The sequence below is a fragment of the Mesorhizobium abyssinicae genome (genome assembly GCF_049887195.1).
In the GTDB taxonomy this organism is placed as follows: Bacteria; Pseudomonadota; Alphaproteobacteria; order Rhizobiales; family Rhizobiaceae; genus Mesorhizobium; species Mesorhizobium abyssinicae.
Genome location: NZ_JARAKC010000032.1, coordinates 1 through 26,259, shown reverse-complemented (window position 1 = coordinate 26,259; position 26,259 = coordinate 1). Strand labels below are relative to the sequence as shown.

Annotated in this window: 17 protein-coding genes and 10 pseudogenes; 19 read left to right on the top strand and 8 right to left on the bottom strand. The window is 58.9% G+C overall.

What is annotated here, in order from left to right; translation table 11 throughout:
* Window positions 1–253: 253 nt before the first annotated feature.
* Both PU724_RS31380 and PU724_RS31375 read right to left on the bottom strand, forming a co-directional pair.
* Window positions 254–447: pseudogene (locus tag PU724_RS31380) on the bottom strand (DUF2840 domain-containing protein); the annotation flags it as partial.
* Window positions 448–896: 449 nt separating this feature from the next.
* On the bottom strand, window positions 897–2,252 hold the full coding sequence (locus PU724_RS31375) for a reverse transcriptase domain-containing protein (protein WP_354425771.1): 1,356 nt from the start codon (window positions 2,250–2,252) through the stop codon (window positions 897–899).
* Between the two features lie 452 nt (window positions 2,253–2,704).
* On the opposite strand from PU724_RS31375, the pseudogene PU724_RS31370 reads away from it, so the two are divergent.
* From PU724_RS31370 to PU724_RS31345, 6 genes and pseudogenes are all read left to right on the top strand, one after another.
* Window positions 2,705–3,349, top strand: a pseudogene (locus PU724_RS31370) (IS256 family transposase); the annotation flags it as partial.
* A gap of 53 nt (window positions 3,350–3,402) precedes the next feature.
* On the top strand, window positions 3,403–3,936 hold the full coding sequence (locus tag PU724_RS34190) for a transposase (protein ID WP_483238254.1): 534 nt from the start codon (window positions 3,403–3,405) through the stop codon (window positions 3,934–3,936).
* A gap of 637 nt (window positions 3,937–4,573) precedes the next feature.
* The gene (locus tag PU724_RS31360; RefSeq protein ID WP_354425773.1) at window positions 4,574–5,791 is read left to right on the top strand and encodes an arginine deiminase; all 1,218 of its coding nucleotides are present in this window, start codon (window positions 4,574–4,576) and stop codon (window positions 5,789–5,791) included.
* Window positions 5,792–5,949: 158 nt separating this feature from the next.
* A pseudogene (locus PU724_RS31355) lies at window positions 5,950–6,159 on the top strand (Lrp/AsnC family transcriptional regulator); the annotation flags it as partial.
* A gap of 281 nt (window positions 6,160–6,440) precedes the next feature.
* Window positions 6,441–7,571: an alanine racemase gene (alr, locus tag PU724_RS31350; RefSeq protein ID WP_354425777.1), complete on the top strand. Its 1,131-nt coding sequence runs from the start codon at window positions 6,441–6,443 to the stop codon at window positions 7,569–7,571.
* Between the two features lie 665 nt (window positions 7,572–8,236).
* On the top strand, window positions 8,237–9,223 hold the full coding sequence (locus PU724_RS31345) for a M20/M25/M40 family metallo-hydrolase (RefSeq protein ID WP_426213755.1): 987 nt from the start codon (window positions 8,237–8,239) through the stop codon (window positions 9,221–9,223).
* 590 nt (window positions 9,224–9,813) lie between these two features.
* On the opposite strand, the gene PU724_RS31340 is transcribed toward PU724_RS31345, so the two are convergent.
* The 3 genes and pseudogenes from PU724_RS31340 to PU724_RS31330 all read right to left on the bottom strand — a co-directional run.
* Window positions 9,814–10,305 carry a Mov34/MPN/PAD-1 family protein gene (locus tag PU724_RS31340; RefSeq protein ID WP_354426097.1) on the bottom strand — a complete coding sequence of 164 codons (492 nt, stop codon included), beginning with the start codon at window positions 10,303–10,305 and terminating at the stop codon, window positions 9,814–9,816.
* Window positions 10,293–12,041: a ThiF family adenylyltransferase gene (locus PU724_RS31335; RefSeq protein ID WP_426213754.1), complete on the bottom strand. Its 1,749-nt coding sequence runs from the start codon at window positions 12,039–12,041 to the stop codon at window positions 10,293–10,295. The genes PU724_RS31340 and PU724_RS31335 overlap by 13 nt, the downstream gene beginning before the upstream one ends.
* Window positions 12,042–12,644: 603 nt before the next feature.
* Window positions 12,645–12,910: pseudogene (locus PU724_RS31330) on the bottom strand (transposase); the annotation flags it as partial.
* Between the two features lie 196 nt (window positions 12,911–13,106).
* On the opposite strand from PU724_RS31330, the pseudogene PU724_RS31325 reads away from it, so the two are divergent.
* Window positions 13,107–14,030: pseudogene (locus PU724_RS31325) on the top strand (pyridoxal-phosphate dependent enzyme).
* 588 nt (window positions 14,031–14,618) lie between these two features.
* On the opposite strand, the gene PU724_RS31320 reads toward PU724_RS31325, so the two are convergent.
* From PU724_RS31320 to PU724_RS31310, 3 genes are all read right to left on the bottom strand, one after another.
* Window positions 14,619–17,303, bottom strand: coding sequence for a lyase family protein (locus tag PU724_RS31320; protein ID WP_354425855.1), 2,685 nt, complete (start codon window positions 17,301–17,303; stop codon window positions 14,619–14,621).
* 1 nt (window position 17,304) lies between these two features.
* Window positions 17,305–18,249, bottom strand: a complete 945-nt coding sequence (locus tag PU724_RS31315; RefSeq protein ID WP_354425857.1) for a cysteine synthase family protein — start codon at window positions 18,247–18,249, stop codon at window positions 17,305–17,307.
* Between the two features lie 125 nt (window positions 18,250–18,374).
* Window positions 18,375–19,424 carry a GHMP family kinase ATP-binding protein gene (locus tag PU724_RS31310; protein WP_354425859.1) on the bottom strand — a complete coding sequence of 350 codons (1,050 nt, stop codon included), beginning with the start codon at window positions 19,422–19,424 and terminating at the stop codon, window positions 18,375–18,377.
* A 341-nt stretch (window positions 19,425–19,765) separates the two neighbouring features.
* Here PU724_RS31310 and PU724_RS31305 point away from each other — a divergent pair.
* The 12 genes and pseudogenes from PU724_RS31305 to PU724_RS31250 all read left to right on the top strand — a co-directional run.
* Window positions 19,766–19,894: pseudogene (locus PU724_RS31305) on the top strand (helix-turn-helix domain-containing protein); the annotation flags it as partial.
* A gap of 371 nt (window positions 19,895–20,265) precedes the next feature.
* Window positions 20,266–20,682 (top strand): annotated as a pseudogene (locus PU724_RS31300) (transposase); the annotation flags it as partial.
* Between the two features lie 521 nt (window positions 20,683–21,203).
* A pseudogene (locus PU724_RS31295) lies at window positions 21,204–21,401 on the top strand (IS110 family transposase); the annotation flags it as partial.
* Between the two features lie 297 nt (window positions 21,402–21,698).
* Window positions 21,699–22,043, top strand: coding sequence for a GNAT family N-acetyltransferase (locus PU724_RS31290; protein ID WP_426213753.1), 345 nt, complete (start codon window positions 21,699–21,701; stop codon window positions 22,041–22,043).
* Window positions 21,968–22,174 (top strand): GNAT family N-acetyltransferase, encoded by a 207-nt coding sequence (locus PU724_RS31285; RefSeq protein ID WP_354425863.1) that lies wholly within the window; start codon window positions 21,968–21,970, stop codon window positions 22,172–22,174. Before PU724_RS31290 ends, PU724_RS31285 begins: the two co-directional genes overlap by 76 nt.
* A gap of 116 nt (window positions 22,175–22,290) precedes the next feature.
* Window positions 22,291–22,770, top strand: coding sequence for a hypothetical protein (locus PU724_RS31280; RefSeq protein ID WP_426213752.1), 480 nt, complete (start codon window positions 22,291–22,293; stop codon window positions 22,768–22,770).
* A 103-nt stretch (window positions 22,771–22,873) separates the two neighbouring features.
* Window positions 22,874–23,260 carry a hypothetical protein gene (locus PU724_RS31275; RefSeq protein WP_354425867.1) on the top strand — a complete coding sequence of 129 codons (387 nt, stop codon included), beginning with the start codon at window positions 22,874–22,876 and terminating at the stop codon, window positions 23,258–23,260.
* Complete coding sequence (locus PU724_RS31270; protein ID WP_354425869.1) at window positions 23,257–23,553, top strand: hypothetical protein; 297 nt, start codon at window positions 23,257–23,259, stop codon at window positions 23,551–23,553. The genes PU724_RS31275 and PU724_RS31270 overlap by 4 nt, the downstream gene beginning before the upstream one ends.
* A gap of 18 nt (window positions 23,554–23,571) precedes the next feature.
* Window positions 23,572–23,739: pseudogene (locus tag PU724_RS31265) on the top strand (tyrosine-type recombinase/integrase); the annotation flags it as partial.
* Between the two features lie 363 nt (window positions 23,740–24,102).
* A complete protein-coding gene (locus PU724_RS31260) occupies window positions 24,103–25,035 on the top strand; it encodes a tyrosine-type recombinase/integrase (RefSeq protein ID WP_354425871.1) in 933 nt (310 codons plus the stop codon).
* Window positions 25,032–25,265: pseudogene (locus PU724_RS31255) on the top strand (tyrosine-type recombinase/integrase); the annotation flags it as partial. The gene PU724_RS31260 and the pseudogene PU724_RS31255, both read left to right, overlap by 4 nt.
* Window positions 25,266–25,497: 232 nt before the next feature.
* The gene (locus PU724_RS31250; RefSeq protein WP_354425873.1) at window positions 25,498–25,944 is read left to right on the top strand and encodes a tyrosine-type recombinase/integrase; all 447 of its coding nucleotides are present in this window, start codon (window positions 25,498–25,500) and stop codon (window positions 25,942–25,944) included.
* Window positions 25,945–26,259: the final 315 nt, after the last annotated feature.

Sequence of the window (26,259 nt, the reverse complement as noted above, 5' to 3'; positions counted from 1 at the left end):
CCCATGCAATCGGCGAGCCAACCAAGAGGTGGTGCGAGTGAAAGAGCAGCAGCACACCCTTGGGCAGATAGCCGCGATCGGCAAGGAAGGTTGCGAGTGGTTGGGGCGGCGCTACGGCGACGAGATCGCCGACTGAAAACGACCCCTGCGCCATTGATGCCGTAGAAGCCGATCAGCGAGCTGGCTGATGCGTTCACTTCGGCGGCGCGGCTTTGAGAATCGGGCAGAGCACTCCCATTGTAGCCAGTGCGGTTATGCCGAGTTGATCGATGGCGTCGATCGTCTGCAGCACGCGCTCGACTTTGGGGCCAGCCTTGGACCTTGGCCAGGATGGTCGCCGCCGGGCCGCACGAATGGCAGCGTCTGATAAGCCTCACCCCACGCGACTGCACGCACGATATCGACGCGGGAGATGATCGTGCCACTGAGGTCAGACCGCATCCATCGCTGGTTCGGAAACCTGTCACGGTTCATGCATCTACCGTTGAGAGCAACGATATGCTCCCGAACCCAGCAATCGCGGTCGCGCGCTAACGCCACCGCCGCAGACCCATATTCGTCGGAACCACTTGGTCTGCGACGGCTAGTTCACCTAGTTCCCTTTAAACGGTGGCGATCGACCGTGTCCGATGTCGGACAATGTCGGATACGCAACATAGCCTAGTCCGATCAATAGCTTGTCGAAATGGTTTTCTCATTTGGCACAGTTCGTGCGCGGTCATCGCAAACGCGTTACGGGCTAGGAGAAGCCATGATTACCTCACCAAAAACACTGCCGAAAGTTTCCCTAAGGCATCCAAGGGTCGTGGTCGAGTAGCTCAGCCATTCGGCTTTCGCCCTCACAGATCCGGGCGGGCGGATTTCCCGCACCCGGCTCTTCCCGAGAGTAACCCGCGTCATATCCGTGCTTGCGCCCAAGTTCGAGTGATGCGCGGAGTTGGCAGGGGGAAGCGCGCCGTCAGGGTCTCGAACTCCGACCAGCCCATGCGCCGGCTTTTCTGGCTGCGCCGTCTCAGGCAGCGTAGCCATATCCGGCGCATTTGCCGATGGAATCCGTTGAGCGCTGGGTAGTTGTGCGGCCTGCCGTAGTAGCCGTAGTGTCCACGCAGAACGGCGGCGAACCACCTGTGCTGCGCAGCCATTGGCGCGTGCATGAGCCGCCAGGCATCCTGGCGCAGCGCCGTCAGCTTGCGCGTCAGGCGTTTCCCTTCCGTCTTGTGCTTCACGATGAACCGGCCATCCCGGGTCCGCCCGAAGTAGTGGGTGAAGCCCAGAAAGGCGAAGGTTTCGGGTCGCCGCTCGCCACGCCGTTGCCGGGAGAGGGCCGCAAACCGCCCAAACTCGATCAGCCGCGTCTTGTCCTCGTGGAGTGTCAGGCCAAAGCCGGCCAGCCGCGCCTTGAGGACCAACAGCATCTCCTCTGCATCGGCCTTCTTCTCAAAGCCCATGACGAAGTCGTCGGCGTAGCGCACGATCACAACGCAACCGTGTGCATGGCGACGACGCCATTGGTGGGCCCACAGATCGAGAATGTAGTGCAGGAAGATATTGGCGAGCGGGGTACCCCTGTCCGTCTCTTGCTTCTCGCCGCTCTCAAGGACGCCAGCCCGCAACCACAGCCCAATGTATGCCACCATCCGCAGCAGCCACTCGTGGTCGACCGAGTCGAAGAAGCTGCGAATGTCGGCATCGAGCACCCAGTTCACACGCCGGCTCATGATCGCCGTATGCAGGGCATCTAGCGCCATGTGGGGGCTCCGCCCCGGCCGGAAGCCGTAGGAGAACCCCAGAATGTCGGCCTCGTAGACAGCACTCAGCACCTCGGCCACCGCGCCTTGGACGATCTTGTCTTCCAGCGCCGGCACCCCGAGAGGCCGTTTACCGCCATCGGCTTTGGGAATGTAGACCCGCCGCACCGGCTGTGGCCGGTAGCGACCGGTGTGGACCCGTTCGCAGAGATCGCGGAGGTTGTCCGTCAGCCGCTCTTCGTACTTCGCCACAGTTATCCCATCGACCCCAGCACTCGCCTGCCGCTTTTGTCGCCGGAACGCCCGATACAGGGCGGCCTCGTCGACATGATGCAGCAGGGCCGTAAACCGGGTTTGGGCAGCCTGCTTGGCCGCCGCGTTCACCCGCTCGAGGTTCGGCGGCAAGGCAACCCGGCTCTGTGTCCGGACCTTGGCTTCCTCGCGCAGGCTCCCCTCAGGCTGGTCCCTTCCCTCCACTCGCCTCGTTTCCTTCGACGGCTTCACCGGTACTATGAACCAGTCCGACTCCCGACCTCAGCTCGGACAGCAGCTCTGGCAGTACCTTGCTGCTGTCCCCCGCTGGAGACCAATCCAGCGGACCCGGTCGGGCCTCTCATGTTCCAATAATTACCTTCCATGCGTGATCCGGCCATCGACCCCGGCGGAGCGGCATCGTCTCGCGTAACGACGATGCTCATATTGCCTTCGTGTTTAGGGAACACACTCGGCCTCCGCGAACATCCACCTTTCGAGGCTCATTCCCGCACCCCGCATGGCTCCTGTCTACAGTTCAGACCCCGCGTTGCCGCGACGCCCGCAAGACTCGGTCCCGGCTTGCCCGCTACGGCTTTGGCCGGATGGGACTTGCACCCACAAGCAATCATCAGCTTGGCATGACGTACTCCCATCAGGTGGTGTAGCTCTGGGGTTACGAAGCCGCTCGCGAGCGCGCCAGCGCGGCCACCGGCGCCGCCTATGGCGGGAAGAACCCGCTGCGGCTCGCCCAGCGCTATGGCTACCGCGACCGGGACTGGGAGACGCGGGCCGGCACGGTCGAGTTGCGCATCCCGAAGCTCAGGAAGGGAACCTACTTCCCGGGTTTCCTCGAACCGCGCCGCATGGCCGAGAAGGCGCTGACCGCCGTCATCCAGGAAGCTTATGTGCAAGGCATCTCGACCCGGTCGGTTGACGACCTGGTCAAGGCCATGGGCATGAGCGGCATCTCCAAGAGCCAGGTCTCGCGCCTGTGCGAGGAGATCGACGGCAAGGTGAAGGCCTTCCTGGAGCGGCCGATCGAGGGCGATTGGCCATACCTGTGGATCGGCGCCACTTACCTGGAGGTCCGCCGCGGTGGGCGGATCGTCTCGGTCGCTGTCATCATCGCCGTCGGCGTCAGCGCAGACGGCCGGCGCGAGGTCCTGGGCATGGAGATCGGCACCTCGGAGGCCGAGCCGATCTGGACGGAGTTCCTGCGCAAGCTGACACGTCGCGGTCTGCGCGGCGTCAAGCTCGTCGTCTCCGATGCGCGCGAAGGCCTCAAGGCCGCCGTCACCAAGGTGCTTGGCGCGACATGGCAGCGCTGCCGCGTGGGCCTGTTGAAGAAGTGCCGTCACGCTGATTCAATCGAGCTGCCTTGATTCTCGGGGGGCTAGCGATGCTGAGACGAAAGGAGCGGGATCAGCTCGAGCTGTTCCTGACGGGGTCATTGCGGCAATTGGTTCCCGACGATCACATTCTGGCCCGCGTAGATCGCGTTCTCGATTTGGATTGGCTGCGCAAGGAGGTAGCTGACCTTTACTGTGCCGATAACGGTCGGCCTGGCATTGATCCTGAGGTGGCGGTGCGTCTTATGCTTGCCGGCTTTCTGCTCGGGATCGTGCACGACCGCCGGCTGATGCGGGAGGCGCAGGTGAATGTCGCGATCCGCTGGTTCACAATGATTGCGCGTCAGCATCAATCCTCTTCAGCGGCTTGGCGCTTGAATCCCGGAACAAGCGCTGCAACCAGCCAATTAGCCTTGCTCATTCCGATGACGGCGACCGATCGTGTTATCCTGTTCGAGAGCGGTAAGGGACCGGAATTGCGTCAAAAACTGCGGCATGGTTTCGCCTTTCTGAATAGTTGGTTCGAACAGCGCCGAAAGATGCCACACCCTCGCCCCGCTCGTCACACAGCATCTAATTCTTGAGACGCGATTCCGGACCAGGCGTGCGTGCATGTCCCGTCCATCAAATGCCGCGCAACTTCAAGCCATCTTTGAAAACCAGGGCATGACACTAAGGGAGCGATGTGTGAGAGCTGACATTGTCAGATGCCGGAGGCTGAACAGGGAAGCGGTCTCGTGGCGCTGCGTCTTTCGGGGGCGACGACCTTGCACCGTATTCGGCTGAACAATCGACGAAGTCGGGAAGCTTTTCTTCGGTTCGCTGGCACTTATGTTCGTCATCTGGAACGCGCAGCCGCTCGCACGGATCGACAATCGTCGCCACTGCTGATCGAAAACTTGGGACTTGCTGCGTCCTAAGCCGAAAATCCTCTGTGGTGGGCTGACAAGCCTTGAAGTGACTTTGTCCGATGCCACGCCTGGTATTCACATGTATGTCTTTCTTAATCGGCATATTTTTTGAGTCTCCAGAACCGTCATTCGCAAAACGGAGCCGTCTATGTCCGCACCAAAGACCTCTTATCGGAAAGCGACCGGCATCAACATTTCTTCAGAGGCGAGAGCTGCGGAAAGCAGGAGTAAGGTGCCGTTGCCTCTTAGTCCCGTGGCGATTCTCTGTGAGACGTGGCCTGACACCCTCGACTGCCAATGAGGAAGGCCAATGACGAACTTAGGTGTTTACTCAGAAGTTGGCCGGCTGCGCGAAGTGCTTGTTCACCGACCAGACCTTAGCCTCCGCCGACTTACGCCGGGGAATTGCAAGAGTTTCCTTTTCGATGATGTGCTTTGGGTCGAGCGTGCACAAGAGGAGCACGACGCCTTCGTGGAGGTACTGCGTGAGCGCGGCGTGGTAGTTCACTCTTTAGGCGAACTGCTATCGGAAACCATGGCGTTGCCTGATGCCCGCCGCTGGCTCCTAAGTCGACGCGTCTGTCCTTTAGTCGTCGGCCTGGACTTCGCCGAGGAGTTGCAGAGCTGGCTTGAGGAAATGCCGTCAAGCCAACTCGCGACTTTTCTAACTGGCGGAATAGCGCGTGCGGATCTTGAGTTTGAGCCGCGCGGACTGACAGGGCGGACAATGAAGCCCGAGGATTTTGTTTTACCTCCCTTACTGAACCAGATTTTCATGCGTGACAGTTCATGCTGGATCTATGGCAGCGCATCTGTAAATACCTTGTATTGGGCTGCGAGACGACCTGAGGCAGAAAACGTTGAGGCGGTCTACCGCTTCCATCCCCGATTTCGCGACGCTAGCTTTACATGCCTGTCGTCTGATCGCACGAACGGAACTCCCAGTCTTGAGGGCGGGGATGTGATGCCCATTGGTGAAGGCGTCGTTTTGATCGGCATGGGCGAGAGGACTACGCCGCAGGCGGTCGAAGCATTGGCGCGCAGCTTGTTCACGGTCAATGAAATCACCCGCGTCATCGCAGCTCTGATGCCGCGGGATCGCAGTTTCATGCATCTCGACACTATCTTTACCTTCTGCGACCAAGACCTCGTGACGGTTTACCCGCCTGTGGTGGAACGGCTGCGGACATTTACGCTTCGTCCGAGCGACCGCAATGGCACAGTCGATGTCACTGAAGAGGCTAAACCTTTCTTGTCTGTAGTGGCCAATGCCTTGGGAGTTAAGGCCCTCCGCACGGCTCCTACCGGGGGCGATCGATATGGGGCAGAGCGGGAGCAATGGGCTGACGCCAACAATGTCATTGCGGTCGAACCGGGCGTTGTGGTTGCCTACGACCGTAATGCCAACACTAATACGCTGCTGAAGCTCGCTGGCGTGGAAGTGATAACCGTCGAGGGTGCGGAGCTAAGCCGCGGACGGGGAGGCGGTCGTTGCATGACTTGCCCACTAGTACGGGACCCCAAGTGATTGGATGGATGCTCGCAATGGGGTCAACTTCGGCAGACGTAGTAGGAGAATGGAACGCAACTCGCGGCCCCTTGTCGAATACCGGCGAAAATCCGCTTCGATTGCATCGGTCAACTCGCGAGCAGCGTCTCTCCCCGAGATTATGGGCCAGATGCATCATGTTCCCGAGGCTGTTGAAGGTCGCCAAATATATGCCCGATGAACTGAACCGTCCTATCATTGCGCACCTGCTCACAGATGGACAAGCTTCGCTTTCTAAGCTCTCGAGAAGCTGTCGGCGTGGCGCAAGGAATGGTGCTGAACCGTTTGGATCGCCTGATAGAGACGGGAGCTTACTCGGCTTCACAGTACGAGTTCAGAAGACTCATTGGCAGAGAGTGCAACGTCTCGATTACATGTCACGCCGTATGGTAGCAGTAAAAATTACATGTAAAAACGTTTGGAAGTTTAAAATCCTGTTGCTACGAAAAATTGGGCGTGTCTTACGGGCTTGCACAAGATTTTTGAAGTCGGAATTTCGAATGGCCGGGAGACCGCTTCAGACGACATCTGAACGCGCAGGTAACTTTTATCTGAAAATCCCAGCTCTTTGGCTCACTGGCAGGGAGAGCCGGATGTTTAGCGAACTGTCGAAATGGGCCGGCGTGTGATGACAGTCTCCCCTGATGCCCACCCTCCTCAAGCCTGGATTGAGACGAGTATCGGCGCGTTCGAGAACAACTTGCGCAATGTGATGAACCGGCTGAGCGACGGGACAGAACTCTGCGCGGTCGTAAAAGCCGACGCCTATGGTGCCGGGGCTGCAGCGATGATGCCGAGTATTTTGCGGGCGAATGTCCCCTGTGTCGGAGTAGCTGACAATCAAGAGGCTCAAGTGGTTCGATCTGCAGGATTCCGCGGCCGCCTAATGCGCCTTCGAACCGCGACCGCCGCCGAAATTGTCGGAGCTATGGGCTATGATCTTGAAGAGATGGTCGGCAATATTGAAACCGCACGCCTGATCAATGCGATCTCTATCTCATGCGCGAGCGAGATTCCTGTCCATCTTAACTTGAATTCGGCCGGAATGAGCCGGGAGGGGATGGAAATCTCGACTGATTGCGGCAGGCGCGCTGTATTGGACATGGTTGCGCATCCTCACCTGAGGATCGTCGGTATCATGTCTCATTTCGCGGATGTGGAGCGTCAGCATATTCTGCACAGTCTGGAAATTTTCAGGCGCGACACGGACTGGATATTCCAGAACACGACGATCCGACGCGAGGCCGTCTTGCTTCACATTGCAAACTCGCTCGCGACGCTCCGTGTGCCGACGTGTCACTTCGACATGGTCCGCACTGGAGCGGCCCTCTACGGATGTGTCGGGGCGCGCCCGCCATTTCGGCACGTGCTCGCCTTCAAATCGCGCATCTCATCCGTCGGGGAATACCCTGCCGGTGGGACGATCGGTTACGGGCGCACAGCCTCACTGGCACGCTGGAGCCGCCTTGCCACCATTCCTGTTGGTTACGCCAACGGCTATCGCCAGAGTTTCGGCAACAACGCCGCCGTATTGGTGCAAGGGCAACGGGCTCCGGTCATCGGTCGCGTGTCCATGAATTCCATCGTGGCAGACGTCACCGATATTGTTGATGCTCGTAGCGGCGACGAGGTCGTTCTGTTCGGTCGGCAAGGCGACGCTGAAATCGGTCAAGCAGAGGTGGAAGCGTTGGCCGGCGTTGTGCTGAGCGACCTGTTTTCTGGATGGGGCAAGTCGAACGCCCGAGTGACCGCCCCATAACCTAACGGCACTGGCTGCATACAGGGCATCCAATAGTTTGTGGTGCACTGGGAGGAGGCTCCTGGCAAGCCGACGGTTCTCCGCTCTGGCCGCCATGATGTGCAGCCGCCCGAGCGTCACGACAAATGGCTCTCGCCGTTTGTGCCCACCTCTGTGACGGGCGCCTGTGTGCGCGAGGAAATCGGGGATCGTGCCCAGTAGGCCGTCGCCCGGCTCATCGACGTCGGAACGATAGCCGTTCTTCTCCAGCCCTGCCTGGTGCTTCTGAGAGAACTAGGCCGGTGTCGGCACACACCGCCGTCGAGGAAACGTATGCAGGACGGCCCATTTGGAACTCGGCCTGGTCGTCGGACAGGCTGTAGAGCGCCACTTCAATGTCAGCGTCCACCACAAGAACCTTAAGGGTCGGCCGATGCGCGGAGCGATGGCACGTGAGACCCCGCCTTCTCCCGAACGGGGATTTCGTGCGAACCGTCGGGTTCGCCTGCCAAGACGGGCATTGCCAATCTGGCCCGTCAACTCGACCTCGAAGGATAGTATATTCTTGATAGACAGCGGCCCCCACGCTTCGTCGTAAATAGTGCCATTTTTCTTTCCAAGTTTTCCTTTGTCATTAATTTTTTCACACATATGCCTCACTGTTGGGCGGACACACCAGCGAAAGCATGCGAAACAGCGCCCATTGGCTGCACCTGAAAACAGCAAAGCTTGACCTGAAACAGAACCCAAACACTACTGGACGCGTGAGATGGCAGCACTTGGCCACGACGTCAGGTTTGATGCCCCGGCCTACGTCAACCATTAGTCAAGCGCGACAAGACCGATGCTGCCGAGTCGGCGAAATCACGGCGGACGACCGTCGAGACTGGGTCTATGACCTCGTCGCGGATGATGGGCTCCGGTTCGAAGATGAGCTATCGCGGATAGGTTACAGGAGTGGTAAATCTTGCAAAGCACGCGAGGTCGACTCCTATTTTGAGTTGCATATAGAACAAGGTCCCATCCTGGACGCCGAGGGGCGGCAAGTGGGTATCGTGACCGGCGCTTACCCGACCTATGGCATGCGCGTACGGTTCGAAGGTGAAACCGCCCATACCGGTCCGACTCCGATGGATTTGCGCCATAACGCGTTGATCGCTGGTGCACGGTTCCTCACCGCAGTTGACGATATAGGCTGGGAATTCGCAATCAATGACGGCAAAGCTACAGGCGCGCGCTTAGCAGCTTGGCCCAACAAACCGGGCATCCTCTCGGAGACGGCTCTGTGCATTACAGACGTCCGGCACCCCAATCCGGTAACCGCGAAAGTAATGGCCGAAAAAATGCGCCGTACTGCGAAGGCGAGTGCCGCGATGGCAGGCTGCATCGCCGTCATCGAGGACGAATGGAGCTGGGGCGGAGACGTTTTCAGCTCCGAATTGATTGACATCATGCGTGATGAAGCAGTGCGCCAAGGTTGCAATTGGTGCGAAATTCAGTCGCAAGCTGGTCACGACGCCTACCATTTGGCGACCTATTGTCCGACCGCTATGATCTTTACCCCCTGTAAGGGCGGTATTACGCACAATAACAAGGAGTCCTGCGAGCCGGAAGACTTTATTGCAGGTCTCAATGTGCTTCTGCATGCTGTAGTAAGACGGACGGATCGTTGATAGAGAGACATCTATGTCTTAGAATTTACAACGATAGTAACGACCAAGGCGCACGATTGGCAGACGCGTATGGGCGCGGCGGCTCTATATAGCGTCGGTGAAAGTCAGGCGTCTGCTGATCGGCGGGGCTTGTCGGGTCCGCGCAGGCGCTGCCATTCCCAGGGTAGTACGTGCAGACGCGAGTCAGGAAGATCCGCAATGCGGGCCAGCACGTCGGCAAGCCCAGGTCGACGTCGTTGAGGGTACCGTGGTTGGGTGCAGAAACAGTTACCGGCTGACACGAAAGTTAACATCTCGTCAGCAAATTGCCGCCCTGCAGACCGCCAACCCTGTAAGCAATGTGCTGGCAAGGCGCTCCGATGGGGTCGGCTAAATGAAGAAGACCTTGCCCGACCTCGTTAAGGACGGGCTAGCCGCGGCCAGCCTGACCGGATCGATCGATCCGGAGCATCGTGCGTTGAAAGGTGGCAAGAAGGGGCATTGCTAGGGCCTCATCGGCTCAGACATGGCAGCATCGGCCCCGGCAGCCCCAGCACCGGGGGAGATGACAATCTTGGAGCCCGCACTCTGTCCTCGCGCCAATTGTCGTTTCAGCCATATATCGCGACTTCGGCCTTCCGCTCGCATAGGCCTTCGATCAAGAAGAAGCGTGGCTCCATTCCGCAAACCCAGGCGTGCAGCATCCAACAGGCTGATTTGCCGCACATCAGCATCATAATAGGGGTAGAAGCCCGCGCAGATGGCGTTCCGATGACATTCCTGAGACAGACTCGATCTGTTCCGCTCAATCTGTTGGAAACCGTGTCCGGATGGGTATGCCAGTCGCCGAGGTAGGTGTCGAGCCTACCTGATCGGTGATAGTGCTTAGCGATTTCGGCCTGTTGCCAGTCCTGATCCGGGAGAAAGCTGCAGCGTGCGCGCTTCGCATTGGGGCCGGCCGGGATCATTCTCGTGACCACGGCCACACGGGTTTCGGCCCAGTAGCCCATGAAGGTTCCACCCGTTTCCCTGTCATACCATTGGTCGGCCTCAGACTTCATGACGTCGACCACGGAGCGGGGAAGCCAGACTACGTGAGGCATCCGCACCCCGGACTGGGCCGCAATTCGTCCACCTTCCAAGCTGGCGGTATCCGCTTCAAACCATTGTGCAAGGTGAGGGTATGGACCAGCGACACCTCGAAGTCCTGCGGGCCGGAAAGAACGCCGACAGCCATCCGAACGGCTTCGAGCGTCAGTTCCTGGAGATCGAACGATGCACCTGTGAAGGTGGCCTCGGAGCAGCCGGGCGGCTGGATCAGCCCCTGAGGGTCGCCGATGCCGGGAGGTCTATCAATTGTGCCGGCGGCGTAGGCAATCTCTTTGCAGACCGGGCAGCCGGATTCCGGGTGATGGTATGCGACAACCCCTCCCTTCAGCGTCGTCGAGGCATAAACGCAGATCATTGGAACATGGCGCGCTCGGCAGCAGTCGGCCAGGAAAAAGGAAACTCCGGTCGAGGCAGCAGCATCGATCACCAGATCGGCTTCGTCCATCAAGCCGGTAAGCAGCTGGTGGTCTCCTACTCCATCCGCCCAAGCGCTGCCGATCCTGTGAGATATCGGTTGCACGGTGGTCCAGGGGTATTCAAGCTCGATATGTTCCTTGATGAACTCTGTTTTTTGCCTGCCCCAAGCTGAAGCACCTGCAGCCCAGCGGATGGAGTTCCCCGGCTCGACACAATCACAATCCAACACGATCAATTTTCGACAGCCGTTCTTGGCCAACTCGGCAGCCAGCGGCGAGCCCAAAGCTCCGAGTCCCACGATGGCTACCGTCTTGTCGCGCAGGGCTCCGACAGAGGGGACTCGGCTGCCAATGTCTCCGATCCCGGCCCTGTAGGTAGGGACAACGAAACCAACTCCTTTGGTCTTCTGCGCACCGTTCCTGGTGATGCGAAGAATTTTCCTGCTGTAGTGCAAAACGAAAACCCATGCGTCACCGTATGTCTGGAATTGCAATTCCGATCTCTTGAGCGTGGCGGAGATCCGAATATCGCCACCAGAGGTTTTCGCATAGCGCGAGCCGTGACCGAGTCGCTTTAGCAGACTCGGCAGCTCCTGGTGCACCGGCATGGGAAGATGATCGTCCCGCTTCCACGGAAATACCGCCGTATCGCGTCTTCGCCCAAGGGTGATTGGGAGCGGAAAGCTGCGCTCGGCGAGCAGATCTCCGGTATCGCTCCACACCTTTGAGACGGCGGCCTGGATCGCTGGACGATCTTTCCCCCAGTCCACCACGAATTCGATCTCAACTTTACCCTGGTCGAACCCCGAAAGATCCCAGGAACTGTCGACCAGCACATAGTTGCCGCTGCTGCGATCGGCGGTTTCATTCCACCAGACCTCCGCCGGCTCACCCTGTGGGTCCTCATCCTTCGAAGCGTCGAGCGCCTTGGCCAGATTGGAATAAAGGATGTCTGCCAAAGTCATCCTGCTCTGCCACAAGCCGCTGTCCCGGCCGAGCAGACATAGACTGCCGTCTGGGGCGCAGTGACGCGATGGGTATCCCTCCGGTTCGCACCGGAGCATCACATGAGGGCGGAGCCGCGGGAACGAGTCGGGATATATTGCCTCGAGATCGATCAGGCGCCCGTCCGGCAGAGGCCATCGAAACTCAACGTGGAGGACACCATCCGCCAACGCTATTTCATCGACGAGAAGTGTGCTCCCGGCGAAATGGAAAAGATGATCCAATTCGGCCTGCATACGATTGCGGTTGACTGGATCTTCTTCCCATTTCGGTACTTCCGTGGATTTCAGATCGACATAGGGAATCATGCAGCGCCAACCGGCCTCGGCGGAACGTGCGGAGGGTCTTTCGGCCCAGGGATGTGTCCGGGCCGCCCCGGCGCGTGATCCGGAGGATTTGGCACATGGTCTGGAGGACCGGACGGATGATCGGGCCGGCCAGGATTTTCAGGCTTTCCAGCCATGGGAGTCTTCCTTTCGCTGTTTGGTTTTCACTCATGCGAACGAACGTCGCATCCTCATCCGGCTGACCGAGGTTCGAAGAAGCCGTCGTCGCGCGAACATTAGAAGGATGGTAGATTCGTGAGTGAGATTTGCTCCATATTACGTCGGCTGCTGCAACGTGGGTTTCAGAAGGCCCTGCGGTTTGAAATCCTCGACCTCGGTCGCCGTCTGCAGACGAACATTAGCATGAATCGGCCTGTGGAGACGGCGAGCTACGCTATAAAGGGCGGCCGCAAAAAAGCGGGAGGCGCTCCTCGCCAAAGCCTGTCCGACAGGGTCAAGACTGCGTGCATGGCTTCCAGGAGGCGGCGTAACTAGGCAGCGCGCTGTCATCGGCGCTTGACGGTAGGGTCAAGTTCTGGGCACCACTCTTTCCGGCGGCAACACCGATGACGGACGCCATCAATGAGGCGCGTCCAGAAAAGCCTTTACCTTGCCGTCAATCTGCTCGCACAGCCGAGAGACTTGGCTCTCGAAGATGCCGCTCATGCCCATCGCCTAATCAGATCGTCGACCGAGCGGGTCGAGATGCATGACATAGCTTTCTGGATCACCGGCGTCAGGGCCTTCTCGGCCATGCTACGCTGCTCGAGCAAACAGGACGCCTTCCGCAACGTCGGGATGCGCAGTTGGATTTTGCCGGCTCGCATATGCCCCTGGTCCCGGTCCCGAAAGCGTCGGGCAGTCCTTATTGCCTCGTCTCGCACAGGCAGCGCCGGTCGCGGCGACATGATTAACCTGCGCGCACATGGAGAGAACATCTGATGCCGATCTCCTGTGCGAGATTATTGGCTTCGCCCGCCGAGCGGCTGATGGAGACGGAGTGGCAATTCGCTATAACTTTTCTGATATCGAACTGGAGCCATTTAGATGTCACTTCTTGAGAAGTTCGAACCATATCTGTTGGCCTTCGGCCCGACCCCGATCGAACATCTGCCGCGCCTGAGCGCCGCGTTGGGCGGGAAGGTGCAGATTTACGCAAAACGCGACGACTGCAATTCCGGTTTCGCCATGGGCGGGAACAAGCCGCGAAAGCTCGAATACATCCTGCCGGACGCTCTTCGCATCGGCGCCGATACGCTGGTGTCGATCGGCGGCGTCCAGTCGAAATGATACGCGCCTGGTCGCGGCGACGGCGGCCAAGATCGGCATGAAGTCCTGCTGACGCGCCTGATGGGCGCGGACAGCCGGCTTGTCGACGACGGCTTTGATATCGGCATCCGCAAAGCTGGGAGGACGCTATTCAGTCGGTGAAAGACGCCGGCGGCAAGCCCTATCCGATCCGGCGGGTTGGGCTATGTCGGCTTCGCCGAAGAGGTGACCAGGCAGGAAACCGAGCTTTGCTTTGCTTTCGACTACATCATCGTGTGTGTTGTGACCGGCTCGACGCAGGCCGGCATGATCGTTGGCTTCGCCGCGCAAGGCCGCGCCGACCGGGTGATCGGCATCGATGCCTCGGGAACGCCCGCTCAGACCCGTGCCCAAGTCGCCGCATCGTCGACGACACCGCCGCTCTCGTCGGGCTGGGCCGCCCCGTGCGCGAGGACGAAATCGTTATCAATTCCGACTACGCCCATCCCGCCTATGGCGTTCCCTCGGACGCCCACGAATGACGCGATCGGGCTGGCGGCCCGCACGGAAGCCTTGATTATCCATCCGGTTTACGAGGGAAAGTCGGGACTGATCGATCTGAATAGAAGAGGCTTCTTCCCCGAGGGCTCGAGGATTCTCTACGCGCATCTAGGTGGCGCGCCTGCCATCAATGGCTACAGCTACTACTACAAGGAAGGATGAGACTTTCCAGAACCTTCCCGCCGGCAATTCCCGCGCAGCATTGTTTGTGGACGCGCAAATAACCGAGTTTCAGCGCCAGCGTCTCAAGACCGTCGAACGGCGACCGCTCTGGCAGCCGCACTGGATGATCTCCGCGCGAATCACGTTTGTCCCAAGCTTCGCGTCATTCAGACTGGCGGTCCAGGCAGGCTCTGCCTCGATAGTCCGGTTATGACGGCGCTATGTCTTTCGGCTCTGAGGGCTGAGGATCGTTGTAGTGAAAGCCGCACGCGTCCCTGATGGTTCACGCGATCCCGTACCTGATGCGTAACCAGAGCGGGAAAGGATGGGGGAACTTCTGCGGCTATGGCAGTGTGCAAAGTTATGCGAGCCGACCAAGATATCGACGACGCGATCTGGAAGGCTCGGACCTCGGGTGAAAGGCTTCACCGGAGTGGAAAGGCCGTGTCGCTTGGGCCGCGGGTGCGCTTTCAAAGCTCACGACCTTTCCGCATGCACTCAATGATTGCAATCCGCTATCCAACTGGATGGCAAAGGATCCGATGGGTCGAACGTGCAGCTACATGATCAATTTTCCACTGCGGCGGCTTAGTGGCCGTTGATTAGGTCTGTCACCCTTCGTTTGCGGTGCATCTCGGCCCATGCCCACCCTTCGCGTATTTCCGCGAGCTTACGCTCGGTTTCTCGAAATTGCGTCTTTGCTATGGAAAACTGAGCATCAGTCGATGTCAGGCCGGGACCTCCGCCAAATCGTAGGGCGTCCCTGCCCTCCTCGGGGCTCGCGGGCAGTACGTCACCCAATTCGCTGACTAGCTCGTTTCGGCGCTTGGCAGCGCAGCTCTCCTGGGACACACGCGCTGCGATCGCGCCGATTTGTGTATGGACCTCCCGAAAAGGGGTGCCTCGCGAGGCCATTCGTTCCGCGGCGACGGTCGTCATGGCCAAGCCATCTTCCAGATTTCTCCGCATCGATGTCGCGTTGAAAGATATGAACCTCACGATAAGCGATGTAAGGGTTACGGCCCGCGTGAGAGCTTCTTCCGCAAGTTGCAGGGGTGAGCAGCCATAGTTGCTCGACTCAATCGAGTTGCTGAACGGCGATTTGCAGGTTGCCGTTGCCGCGGACACGTATGCGCCCATGACAGTGCTTGCCGATCCCTTGATGTGTTCGAGAAGATATGGGTTCTTTTTTTGAGGCAGCATGGAAGAACCCCCTGCAAGATTGCGAGGAACCTCTATGAGAGCGAACTCGCGCGTTGTCCAAACCTGCATATCTTGGGCCACACGACTGAGCAAAATCGAGACACTGGTAAAGATCGAAAGCCCATGAAGGTGGAGGTCCCGGCTTGCGACTGCATCGAGAGAGTTGAAGGACGGCATTTCAAATCCCAGGAGGCTCGCCGTCTGTGAGCAATCTATAGGAATGCTGGTTCCCCCACCGGCACCGGCTCCCATGGGACAAACCCTGATGTCTTTAAGCAGACGATGAAGTCGCTCGCGCTCGCGCCCGAGAGCGAAGAAGACCCCGAGCAGATAGTGTCCCGGCGACCCTGGAAGCGCAATTTGATATTGGCTGTAAAGCGGAGCCAAAAGGCTCGATGCCTCTTCCGCCCGCTGAAGCAGGGCATCTTGTGCAACTCCTATCTCGAGGGAGACTGAACAGACGGATTCCCGTAGAGACAGGAGAGAAATGGTGGCGTTCAAGTCGTTACGGGACCGGGCCAGGTGGAGCCAGCCGGCCCTCTCTGCGCCTGCTCTGGCGGCAAGCTCGGCCTCATAAGCCAAATAGAGTCCACGCGGAGCATCACGCCCATCTAGAGATTGGAACTCCTCGCCCTGGAAATCCAAGATATGCGTGAGCAGGTCTGCGGCTACAGCTCGGCTGACCAAGCCCTGGTCAGCGAGCATCACCAGATGTGCTTCATCCACGGTCGCCTGGAACTGCAGGAGACGACCGTCTCGCGAAATTTCGATGGGTGGAGCGAGCAGCTTCATCGCCTCAGGATGCAGGGTCCATCCGCCGTCCGCTGGCTCGCTGAATCGCGTGTTATCCCGCTCATCGGGCGTCGCCTCGATTTCAAAGGCAATTGCATCGATCATCCGCTCAGCCGCCGCGGCAGCGGTTTCGAGTTCATCAGCGACGGTAACCGCATAGGCCACGCGGTCTCTGAAGTCGCCCTTGATGCGTATTTCCTCTCCCTCAGTTTTCAGCAGACCCGCTTCGACCACAGCCGGCTCTTTACTACGCGAAAAGGCCAAACGCTTGAGCTTTCCGGACTTATCAGCAAGTCGAAAGCGTATGGCTCCTGCCCTCTTGCTCGGCCTTGGCGGAGCAAATCCGGCATCCGCATAGAGCCGTATCACCAGGTCAAGGACCGAGGTGCCCAAGGCCTTCGAGAGCATGACCGGAATCATTCCTCCTGCCAGCCTGGGATTGACCTCGATCACGACTGGGCCAGTCTCTGTAGTGACGAATTCCACATGGGCCGGCCCAAAGTCCAAGCCTAAGGCCAGTACTGTGCCCGCCGCGAAAAATCCCAGTTCCTCTAGTGACGGTTCCGGTAGGGAAGCCGGGAAGTCGTGGCCGATTTCAACGAAGCAGGGAGGCGGTCCCTTGTGCTTCGCGACAATTCCGAGGCAATACGGCATCCCGTCAGACACGACGATTTCCGCGGAGTATTCCTGACCTTCTATGTATTGCTGGATGAGTACCTCGGGGCTGCCCAAATCCACTTGATCGAGCAGCACGTCCTTCGCCTCCTCAAACGCCTGGACGGCCGCTGCGGTATTTTCGCAGAGACGCACTCCGCTACTGCCGCTCCCGGAGATCGGCTTGATGATGACGGGGAAGACAGATTCGGCAAGCGCTTTCTTCACTTCCTTTACGGACGTGACCAGACGAGTTTCAGGCACAGAGACTGATTTTCGCTCCAACTCGTTCACTTGCTTCCATTTGTTCCGGCACCTCGCTATGGCTTCCGGGTTTGCCGATGGGAGCCCTATCGCTCTGGCGACCTTGGACGCCGATTCCACGAAGTAGTCAGACGACGAAAATATCCCTGCCAATCCGGGCAGCTTGGTGGCGATCTCGATGACCTTATCTGGACTACGTGTTTCAGCTTCGATCACTTGCACATCGCTCTTCTCAAGGAAGGGGTAGCGCGCGCGATTGCGTGTCACGAGATAGGGGTCGAACCCCAGGACCTTGGCCCGCTTGATCAATAGCTCGCCAGTGCCGGTCGTGTTGCTCTCAACGAAAAGGAAGCTGCTCATCTTACTGCTCGGACGCGCTCAAGACAGCTTCCCGGCTTTTCCGCATCCAACGATACCGGTTCCATGGTGGGCGGGCTGTCAAGGGATGCTCTTCGGTGGCTGGAGCGTCCAGAAGGACACCTTCATAGACACATCCATTTTGCCGGAGCCATTCGTGATCGTAGACGGCTTCGACGTAGCGATGACCTTCATCAGGACATATGACGACCACGGTTTCGTCTGGATACTGGCGAGCGCGCCAGCGCCCCACAATATAGCTCGCTCCAGACGTCGGGCCGGCAAAAATGGCGTGCCGTTCGTGAAGCTCACGCGTTGCGGCAAATGCCAGCGATGCCGACGTGAAATGAACCTCGTCATACAATTCATGCTTCACATTTTTCGGGACGAGACTGTTCCCCAATCCGCGTAGTTTCCTGTCGCCGTCCGGCTGGCCAAAGATGACGCTATTGAAGGTGTCCACCCCAATCAGGCGAGCGCTGGGCGATTCTTCACGAAGGCGCTCTATTGTTCCGCAAGTCGACCCGCCTGATCCGACGGAACCCACCACGGTCACGTCGGCGCCAAGCATCCCTGTGATCTGGTCGGCGAAAGACTTGTAGGCCGCGGGATTGTCCTCAGTTTCGTATTGGCGAGGCCAGAAACAGGCGCGACCCAACTCTCCCATCCTGGCGTGCAGCGCATCGAGACGGCTTGCTTGATATCCGCCCTGTTTCGCCTTTTCGGTTACTATGACCACTTCCGCGCCGAGGGACCTTAACCTGTTCTCGAGAGCCCTATCCATCACCGGGTCGGTGAAAATTTCGAGTCGAAATCCGTGCTCCCGGCAAACTACAGCTAAACCCAGCGCGAAGGTGCCACTCGAGGTCTCCAAAACGGTCGTGTCCTGCTTCAACGTCCCCCGATTCAGTGCTTGTTCGATAACGTACTTAGCGGGAAGCAGCTTCATAAATGCAAACTGCGCAAGATAAAGATTCGTACTGCACCTGATTACGCGGGGTAGCGCATAGGCGGCAGAATAGCCGGAGAACGGAAGGTGTTCGTGTCGGGCACTCATATGGCTAGCTCATGTCATTAATACATTGTCAGGTATACTCTTGGCGAATTGTTGAACGGAGTTACCTGGTCGACCACAGACTGCATCTTCCGCGGGAAGTCGCGTGCCGTTCGATCAAGCAAGATTCCGATCACGGTACCGCTGTGCGCAATTATGACGCCTAGCGCACCGACCTCCTCGGACACTTTCCGCATCGAATTTAGATGCTCTTTGGGAACCCGCTCCTGGTGCAGCAGAGCGCTAGCAGTAGCTATTCTGCCTATCGACGCCGTGTCACCCTGCGGAATTGCTATTCGCGCCTGCTCGAGCAATTCCTGATATTGCGCTCTTTGACGATTTGAGGCCTCACCACGCCGTTGATCATAGTCGACGGTTTCGACCGTCCCTCCTTCATCGATACCAACAATTGCAAGCGGCGGCATCTGCCCCAGGAAGGAGAGAAGGCTACATGCTCGCTGCTGATATGCGACCACGCCAGGGTACATCACCCCGTCGGATGGCTCAATCTTCGCCATCAGCTTCTCGATCAACGATGTCCGAACCCTTCGCTTGAATGAGGAGGCAATCGACCGCGCGGTCGCAACGAGATCTGCAGAAGAACTCGCCAGACCTTTTCCTTCGGGGAGTTCAGATTCCAAAAGGAGGTTTCCTCCTGATACGCCAAGCGCAAGCACGAAGCTCTCGGCCAGTCGTTGTGCTTTGACCTTATATGCCGGATAAACGGTTACACATGACGTGCCTGCAATTGGTATGAAATGGGCCCGCGCAAAGAGCGCGATGGGCATCGTAACCAGGAAATGTGTGTCAGAAGACGCGGAGCCATCCGGCAACTGGCCTTGCAGTAGCTCGCCGAACGTGCCGCAACAACGACCGTCACCGTTGCTCGAATGATTAGGCGGCTGCCTATCCTCGGTACCGGCTTCGACCTCCTCTTGGCCATCGAACGTCTGTTGACATAGATCCGGCTTCCACACTTGATCGGCAGCTGCATGTGCAAGGTCTTTTGTTTTGAGGCTTGACCCGAGATCTGAAGAGCCAAGGGAGTAGTTTACTCGTTGGATGGGCATAATTGCTCACTTGAGGAATGAACTAATGTGGGCGGAGGCTTGTCTTCCGGTTTGACCGGGATCAAGTCCCAGCGTTTATGGCTGACCGTAGCATTTGGGGAGGACGGCACGCATAAAGTTTCTGTAAATTTACTTATGAGGTTTGTTGCGCAATTCTGACCGAGGACCTCGATTCCGGTGCCGCGTACTGTCATCGGGCGATGAATATTCCCCGATTGTGGGCATCGAAAATTCCCTAGTTGGCGCTGCTGCCGCCAGTTCCGGGACGCGTCCCGGAACTGGCGGCTTCCGCCCCGGCGTCGATAGTCGTTTCCGATTTGATCGAAATCGGAGGGGCGCTGGTGGTCCAACTTGGAGAACTTCTGATGATATTGGATCTACACCGTGAGGGCCTGTCCGTGACCGCGATCGCCCGGCGAACGGGCCGCGATCCCAAGACGGTCCGCAAATACATCGAGCGCGGGCTCGAACTGCATGGCGCATGAGTGGGTGAAGAAGGCATACAGTTCCGCGGGAGCAGGACGGAAATCATGCCGGTCGCCGGCTGAACAATTGATAAACATCGCCCCCGATAAACGGGGACGATACCAGTTCCACCCACCGGTGGAACAGCTGTCCTTCGCGGGACGAGGATGAGGTGAGTTCGTCGACTGGCTTGGCTCGATTGCCCATCATCGGCAATCAAGGCGCTCGACAGATTGTTCCACCCATTCTTCTGAATCCCCATAGAGGGCAGGGCCAGAGCGCCGATCCCGGAGAGAAGCAAGGCCCCGCGAAAGACGTCCAATGCCGGCAAAGCGAAAAGAGAAGGAGGCGCTTGGCTTCAACCGCCGAATAGAAAAGCCAGTCGGTCAAGGCTCCGCAAGCTGACACAAGGGGTTACGACGCTGGCAAGAATTTTGGGGGCCGCAAGCGACACATTGCCGTCGATACGGATGGGCGGCTGTTGATGGTCAACCTCACCACCAAGCTCTGGCCCTGGGTGAAGCATCTGTTCGCCGACGGCGCCTATGACCGGCTGAAACTCATGGACAAAGCCGCCTATCTCGACTTCGTGGTCGAGATCATCCGTCGATCCGACAACCAGAAGGGCTTCGAAGTCTTGCCCCGGCGCTGGGGTCGTCGAGCGGACCTTCGGCTGGATGACAAGATGGCCCCGCTTCGTACGCAACTACGAGGAGCGCATCGACGTCTCTCACGCGATGATATCCTTGTCGCAATGGACGGCGATCTCATCCGCCGAAACGCTCATTCGTGATTTTCAAAACGGACACCGACATCGCCGCACTTGCACAAGTGTTGCCGGGTAAGAGGTGACTGCCGGGGAATACTTGGTGCAAACAAGCGAGATGGATGTTGTAACACCGGCGGTGCTGGGAGGAAAGCGAGTTGGGGAGAGAACAGCGATGGCTTGAGTTTGATGACTCGGACTGAATGGTCTCTTGCCTACTTCCTGCCATTGCATGGAGTGTATTTCCTTTTGAGAATAGCGCCGGCTTACCCACAATGCTACGCTCGGTTCATCATCTTTCCAGATAACGAGCCAGAGATCTTGGGCTAAACGTCAATGCAATCGGAGCATACTGGTCTCCGTGAACATCGTAACTCGCGGAATCTGGCCCCGCGGCTCGACGCCCCCCTATCGCCAACAGTTTAGACGTTGCAACCGGCCCAATATCTCCGACCATTGTGGTGAGGATCGTCAGCAGGTGGCTCGACCAGCGGCATGACAACCGGATCTGTGCCGGACGCAAGATCGTCTGCATGTTGGCGCGGTAGGTCGTCCGCACCGGCGGGTACCGACAGGTGCATGTGAAGAGCCAGCGATGTCGGCTTTGGCGGTCCCTCCTTGTCGCCCGCCGCACGGTGCTGAACGAAATACGTCCCCATCGAGAACGTGGTCCCGGCAATCCTGCGGGAAGGCCGGCATCAAGCTGGGCACGCCGTCGCAGAACCGCCTTCGCCGGTCGTGTGCGGGCTGGCCAGCGAGAGCTGAACTGTGTCGCCGGTCAGCTCTCGGAAGAACTCAGCTTGCCTATGGACCAAAACCAAGGGTGTCATTCTCGACTTCTCGCTGCCGGCAGGCAAGCAACTCCTTGGGTGGCTTGAGCAACATCATAAGCATGTAATGGCCCTGCCTCTCAGCGAATTTAGAGAACCTTCAGCATCCCGGAAACACGATTTTCGTAGAGATTTCTTACAACTTTAACCCTACGAACGCCCATTCCAGGCGATCATAGTTCCACGTTTTCTCCACGTGCCGCTCAATTATAAGTGCCGGCTCAGAAAAGGACTCTTCTCGTGTACATCCTAGAAACGCCGCGTCTAATCCTAAGGCCTCCGTCGCATAGCGACGAGCTTCTTCTACATGAACTCCGTAGCGATCCGTTCGTGGTAAACACCTTATGGAATGGAGTCTATCCGACGATAGAGCAGTCGAAAGCGGTACTGCTTCAGTTCATCAATCATTGGCAGCAAAATCGTTTCGGCAAATGGATGGTGTTCGTCAAACATGAAGGCCACGCCAGAACATTCGCTGGCTATTGTGGATTGATGTACAGCGGCCCGTATCTTCCCGAAGATCCAAAGGGATCGCGGTCGAGGCCGGCAGGGCAGTAGTCCAATTTGCTTTCGAGCATTTAAAGCTTGAGAACGTGACCGGCTTCACTCTTCCAACGAACACGCGCTCGCTTCTAAAAAATCAGAAGATTGGTTTTTTTATGTATGTGATAGACTTTACGATGATGTGACCATGAGATATTTGGAAGTATCTCCCGTTACAGCTGTAAAAGCCGATAAGTTACTTGTTTTTGAGTGTAAAGAGCACGAATATATTCCTAACTATTAGTGCAGCAACCAAACCGCATTGTTCGGAGCGCTAATTGGCCCCGATGAACTTGGCGCAATCGGGGACACTGACGCGCGTCAAGGCAAGCCGTTTGGCGTGGCTCCTTCGCAGCTCTATGCTTGGCGCAAGCAGATGGCCGGCGGCGAGCTCGATGTCGACCAGGCGATGGCCACCTTCGCGCGCGTCGACGTGGACGATCTGCGCGAGGTCGAACGCCCAGTCTCCGATTGCCCGCACCCGGCCGACAGGATCGTGGTGGCCTTTGCGAACGGCGCGCGATTGCGGATCGACCGGGACCGTCGATCCGGCAGCGCTGCGTATCGTCCTGGCGGAGTTGAGCAGGTGATCACGGTGGTGCCGACCGACCGGATTTTCCTGTGCTGCGGCGCGACCTATATGCGCCGCGGGATCAACAGCCTGGCGCGAATGGTGCAGCAGGTGCTCGCGCTCGACCCGCACTTATGCGTCGGGCGAGATTATGTGGCGGAGCCGCCCTGACCCCCTTTCGGGCCGGCCAAACCCAGCTTGCCTCCGCCACATAATATTTCATGCCTCTCTCATGGCGCGGGATTCCCCTGTGCCACAACGCCGGAGGGGCAGAATGCTCGAGTTCTATTTTTCCTATTGTGGGGTGCTCAAGCGCCTGCGTAGCGGTGCACTCGGTGGCGAGATGGATCGCCTCGCGGAGCATTTTTTCACCCTTGGTTACAAGCGAGCGTCCGCCAAGATTTACCTGAGCCGGATTGCGCGCTTTAGCCAGTTTGCCGCAACGCGCTGTGGTCGGATGCCGATCCATCAAGATGTCGTCGACAGCTATTTATGCACGTTTACTACGGATTCTCCACGCATTGGGGCAGCATCGGCGCTGGGACATGCACGACGAGTGGCTCCGGAGCGCTTCATCGCTTCCCCTCCCAAGGTAGATGATGATCCGGATACTCCGCTTCTGACCTTTTTCCGACTATTTGCGCAAGGTGCGAGGACTTGAGCCGAGGACCCGCGAAGGCGTTCTTCTGGGAGGCCGCCGCTTTCTGGATTGGTTCCGCCATCACCATCCCGGTCAAGAATCTCGAGGCGTTGACGGCTGAGCACGTCCTTGCTGCTGTCGAGCATCGGCTGTCGCTATCGGCGACAACCGGCACCCGCACGGCAGCGACTTTTCACGTCCGAACATTTCTTCAGTTTTTATGTTGGGCTGGCCACCATGACCAGGATCTCGACCGCGTCATCCCAAGGACGCCTCATTGGCGTTTGGCGCATTTGCCGCCGCGCCTTGCATGAGATGACGTTCGGCGCGCAATCGATGCGATCGGCGCAACGACGCCGGTCGACATCCGCGATCGAGCCGTCCTGCTGCTACTCGCCACCACGGGCATTCGCAACGGTGAGCTACGCGCCATTCAGCTGCAGGATATCGACTGGCGTGCTGGCGAGGTTTCTGTCCGGCGCACCAAGGGCAAGCGGGATCGGGTGGCGCCGCTGCTCGAGGAGACTGGCGCCGCGCTCGCCGACTACGTCCTGCGCGCTCGACCGAAGGTGGATAATCCGATCTGTTCCTGTCCTTCACGCCGCCCGTGGCACCGTTCAAATGCGCGTCGCCTGTGTCAAGGATCGTGCGGAAGCGGTTGCGACATGGCGGGGTTGAACTCGGGCGGGTCGCAGGTGCGCATCTCCTGCGCCACAGTCTTGCCACCCAGCTCGTCAAGCAGCGAAGGCCGATCAACGAGGTCGCCGCCTGGGACACCGCAGCATCAACACAACGGCGCTGTACGTAAAGGTCGCGACCTCGCAACTTGCCGAGGTCGCACTCCCCTTTCCGGGAGGCGTGGCATGACCGCCTTTGCCCGATTCCTCGGCGAGAAGGCCGAGTGTTACATCGAGCTACGCCACTCCCTCGGCTATGCCTTCAGCAAGCAAGCCGGCACGTTGCGGGCTTTCGTGAGGTACGTTGAGCGCGCTCAGTTCGATGGGCCCGCCACTCGAACGTTGGCGCTGGATTTCGCCCTGTCGTTCAGCGGCGCCGCCAACAGCCGCGTCACTCGTCACGGCGTGCTCCGCCGGTTTTACGAGTATCTCGCCGTCTACGACGCGCGAACCGAAGTCTTGGAGCGCAGGGCTTTCCCCAGATCCAGAGCGATTCCGCCTCCGCGTATTCTCAGCGAGGCTGAGTTGACGTCACTCATCGACGCATGCGCCCGCATTTCGCCTAGCATCCCTCTGCGAGGGCGGACGATGGCGACGCTGATCGGATTGTTGGCGAGTTCGGGGCTGCGATCGGGCGAAGTAGTCGGGCTTGATCGTTCCGACGTTGATCTCACCAACGGGGTTCTCCTCGTTCGGAAGACAAAGTTCCGCAAGGATCGTCTCGTTCCAGTTCACACGACAACCCAGGCTGCCCTTGGTTGCTATGCCCGTGAGCGCGACGCCGCTTTCCCCACACCCAAGGATCAGGGCTTCTTCCTCAGTTCCCGGGGCAACCGCCTCTCGGCGACCGGCCTGCAAAACGGCTTTGCCGAGGTCCGTAAACTCGCCGACTTTGATGGCGGTAAGCCGTTAAGGCCGCACGATCTCAGGCACCGGTTTGCCGTGACCCGCCGAAGCCTCTGGCACCAACAGCGCGCAGACGTTCAGGCGCTATTGCCTTTGCTCGCCACATATCTCGGCCACGCCAGTTACAGCGACACGGCCTACTACCTCACGGGCTCGGCGGAGCTCCTCGCCATCGCGGCTGAGCGTGCCGCCCTCGATGGGGGCGCAGCATGAGCGAACACCTGCTCCTAGCGCCGCTCCTGGAGTCCTATTTCCGCCGGCGCCTGACCAAGCAGCGGAACGCGACTCCCGCGACCGTGGCCAGCTATCGGGACGCCTTGCGCATGCTGATCCTCTTTGCCGCCGCCCGATTGCGGAAGAAGCCGGCGGAGTTGGCGCTCGAAGAGCTTGATCGAGACCTCGTTCTCGCTTTTCTCGACGAACTCGAGGAGAAGCGGAACAATTCCGTCACCACGCGCAACGCCCGCTTGGCCGCGATCCGATCTTTCTTCCACCACGTCGCTGCCGCCGACCCGGCGTCCTTCGGCGTCGCCCAACGCGTGCTGACGATTCCCATTAAACGGACGCACATTGAGGTGACGTACCACCTCACCAAGGCCGAAGTGGACACCCTCATCGCGGCGCCCCGATCCAAAAACGTCCCGTGGTCGGCGCGACCGAGCCTTTCTGCTCTTCTTGGCACGGACCGGCGCCCGGGTCTCCGAAGCCACCGGCGTCAACGCAAACGACCTTCAGTTGGAGCGGCCGCACCCACAAGTGCTGCTGCGCGGCAAAGGGCGCAGAGACCGCGTCGTCGCCATTGCTAAGGACCTGGCGCGGGCGCTGACATCCTTGTTGAGCGAGCGCGGGATCGCCCATCACGAGCCGCGACCGATATTCGTCGGCGCCCGCAACGAGCGCCTGACTCGTTTCGGAGCGACCCATATCGTGCGGCGTGCGGCCACCGAGGCCGTGCCTACCAGGCCGGCCTTGGCCGACAAGCCCATATCGCCGCACATCTTCCGGCACTCCCTCGCCATGAAGCTTCTCCAGTCCGGCGTGGACCTTTTGACGATCCAAGCCTGGCTCGGGCACGCACAGGTCGCCACGACCCACCGCTATGCCGCAGGGATGTCGAGATGATGCGCAATGGACTCGAGAAGGCGGGCGTCACCGGCGATCACGGCTGCGTTTCCGACCAAATGACTCCGTTCTGCAACTGCTGAACTCCATCTGAATATTATGTGACGGAGGCAAGCTGGGTTTTGGCCGGCCCGAACGGGGGTCAGAGGCGGCTCCGCCACATAATCTCGCCCGACGCATAAGAACGGTTGGACTAACCCGCTCCGCGTCGCGGAGCGGCAAGGAAGCGATGCACCGACGGGCGCGGTCTTGCGTCGTCCGTAGCGTCGGTCATGCATGCAAAAGGAGCTCCAACTGCGCGAGCATGGGGTGGCT

Bases quoted from the DNA above. Each gene is read 5' to 3' on its own strand.
- PU724_RS31275 (WP_354425867.1), top strand. From the start codon at position 22,874: ATGCTCGAGTTCTATTTTTCCTATTGTGGGGTGCTCAAGCGCCTGCGT.
- PU724_RS31360 (WP_354425773.1), top strand. From the start codon at position 4,574: ATGACGAACTTAGGTGTTTACTCAGAAGTTGGCCGGCTGCGCGAAGTG.
- PU724_RS31260 (WP_354425871.1), top strand. From the start codon at position 24,103: ATGACCGCCTTTGCCCGATTCCTCGGCGAGAAGGCCGAGTGTTACATC.
- PU724_RS31345 (WP_426213755.1), top strand. From the start codon at position 8,237: ATGCGAAACAGCGCCCATTGGCTGCACCTGAAAACAGCAAAGCTTGAC.
- PU724_RS31320 (WP_354425855.1), bottom strand. From the start codon at position 17,303: ATGAGCAGCTTCCTTTTCGTTGAGAGCAACACGACCGGCACTGGCGAG.
- PU724_RS31315 (WP_354425857.1), bottom strand. From the start codon at position 18,249: ATGAAGCTGCTTCCCGCTAAGTACGTTATCGAACAAGCACTGAATCGG.
- PU724_RS31340 (WP_354426097.1), bottom strand. From the start codon at position 10,305: ATGCCTCACGTAGTCTGGCTTCCCCGCTCCGTGGTCGACGTCATGAAG.
- PU724_RS31310 (WP_354425859.1), bottom strand. From the start codon at position 19,424: ATGCCCATCCAACGAGTAAACTACTCCCTTGGCTCTTCAGATCTCGGG.
- alr (WP_354425777.1), top strand. From the start codon at position 6,441: ATGACAGTCTCCCCTGATGCCCACCCTCCTCAAGCCTGGATTGAGACG.
- PU724_RS31335 (WP_426213754.1), bottom strand. From the start codon at position 12,041: ATGATTCCCTATGTCGATCTGAAATCCACGGAAGTACCGAAATGGGAA.
- PU724_RS34190 (WP_483238254.1), top strand. From the start codon at position 3,403: ATGCTGAGACGAAAGGAGCGGGATCAGCTCGAGCTGTTCCTGACGGGG.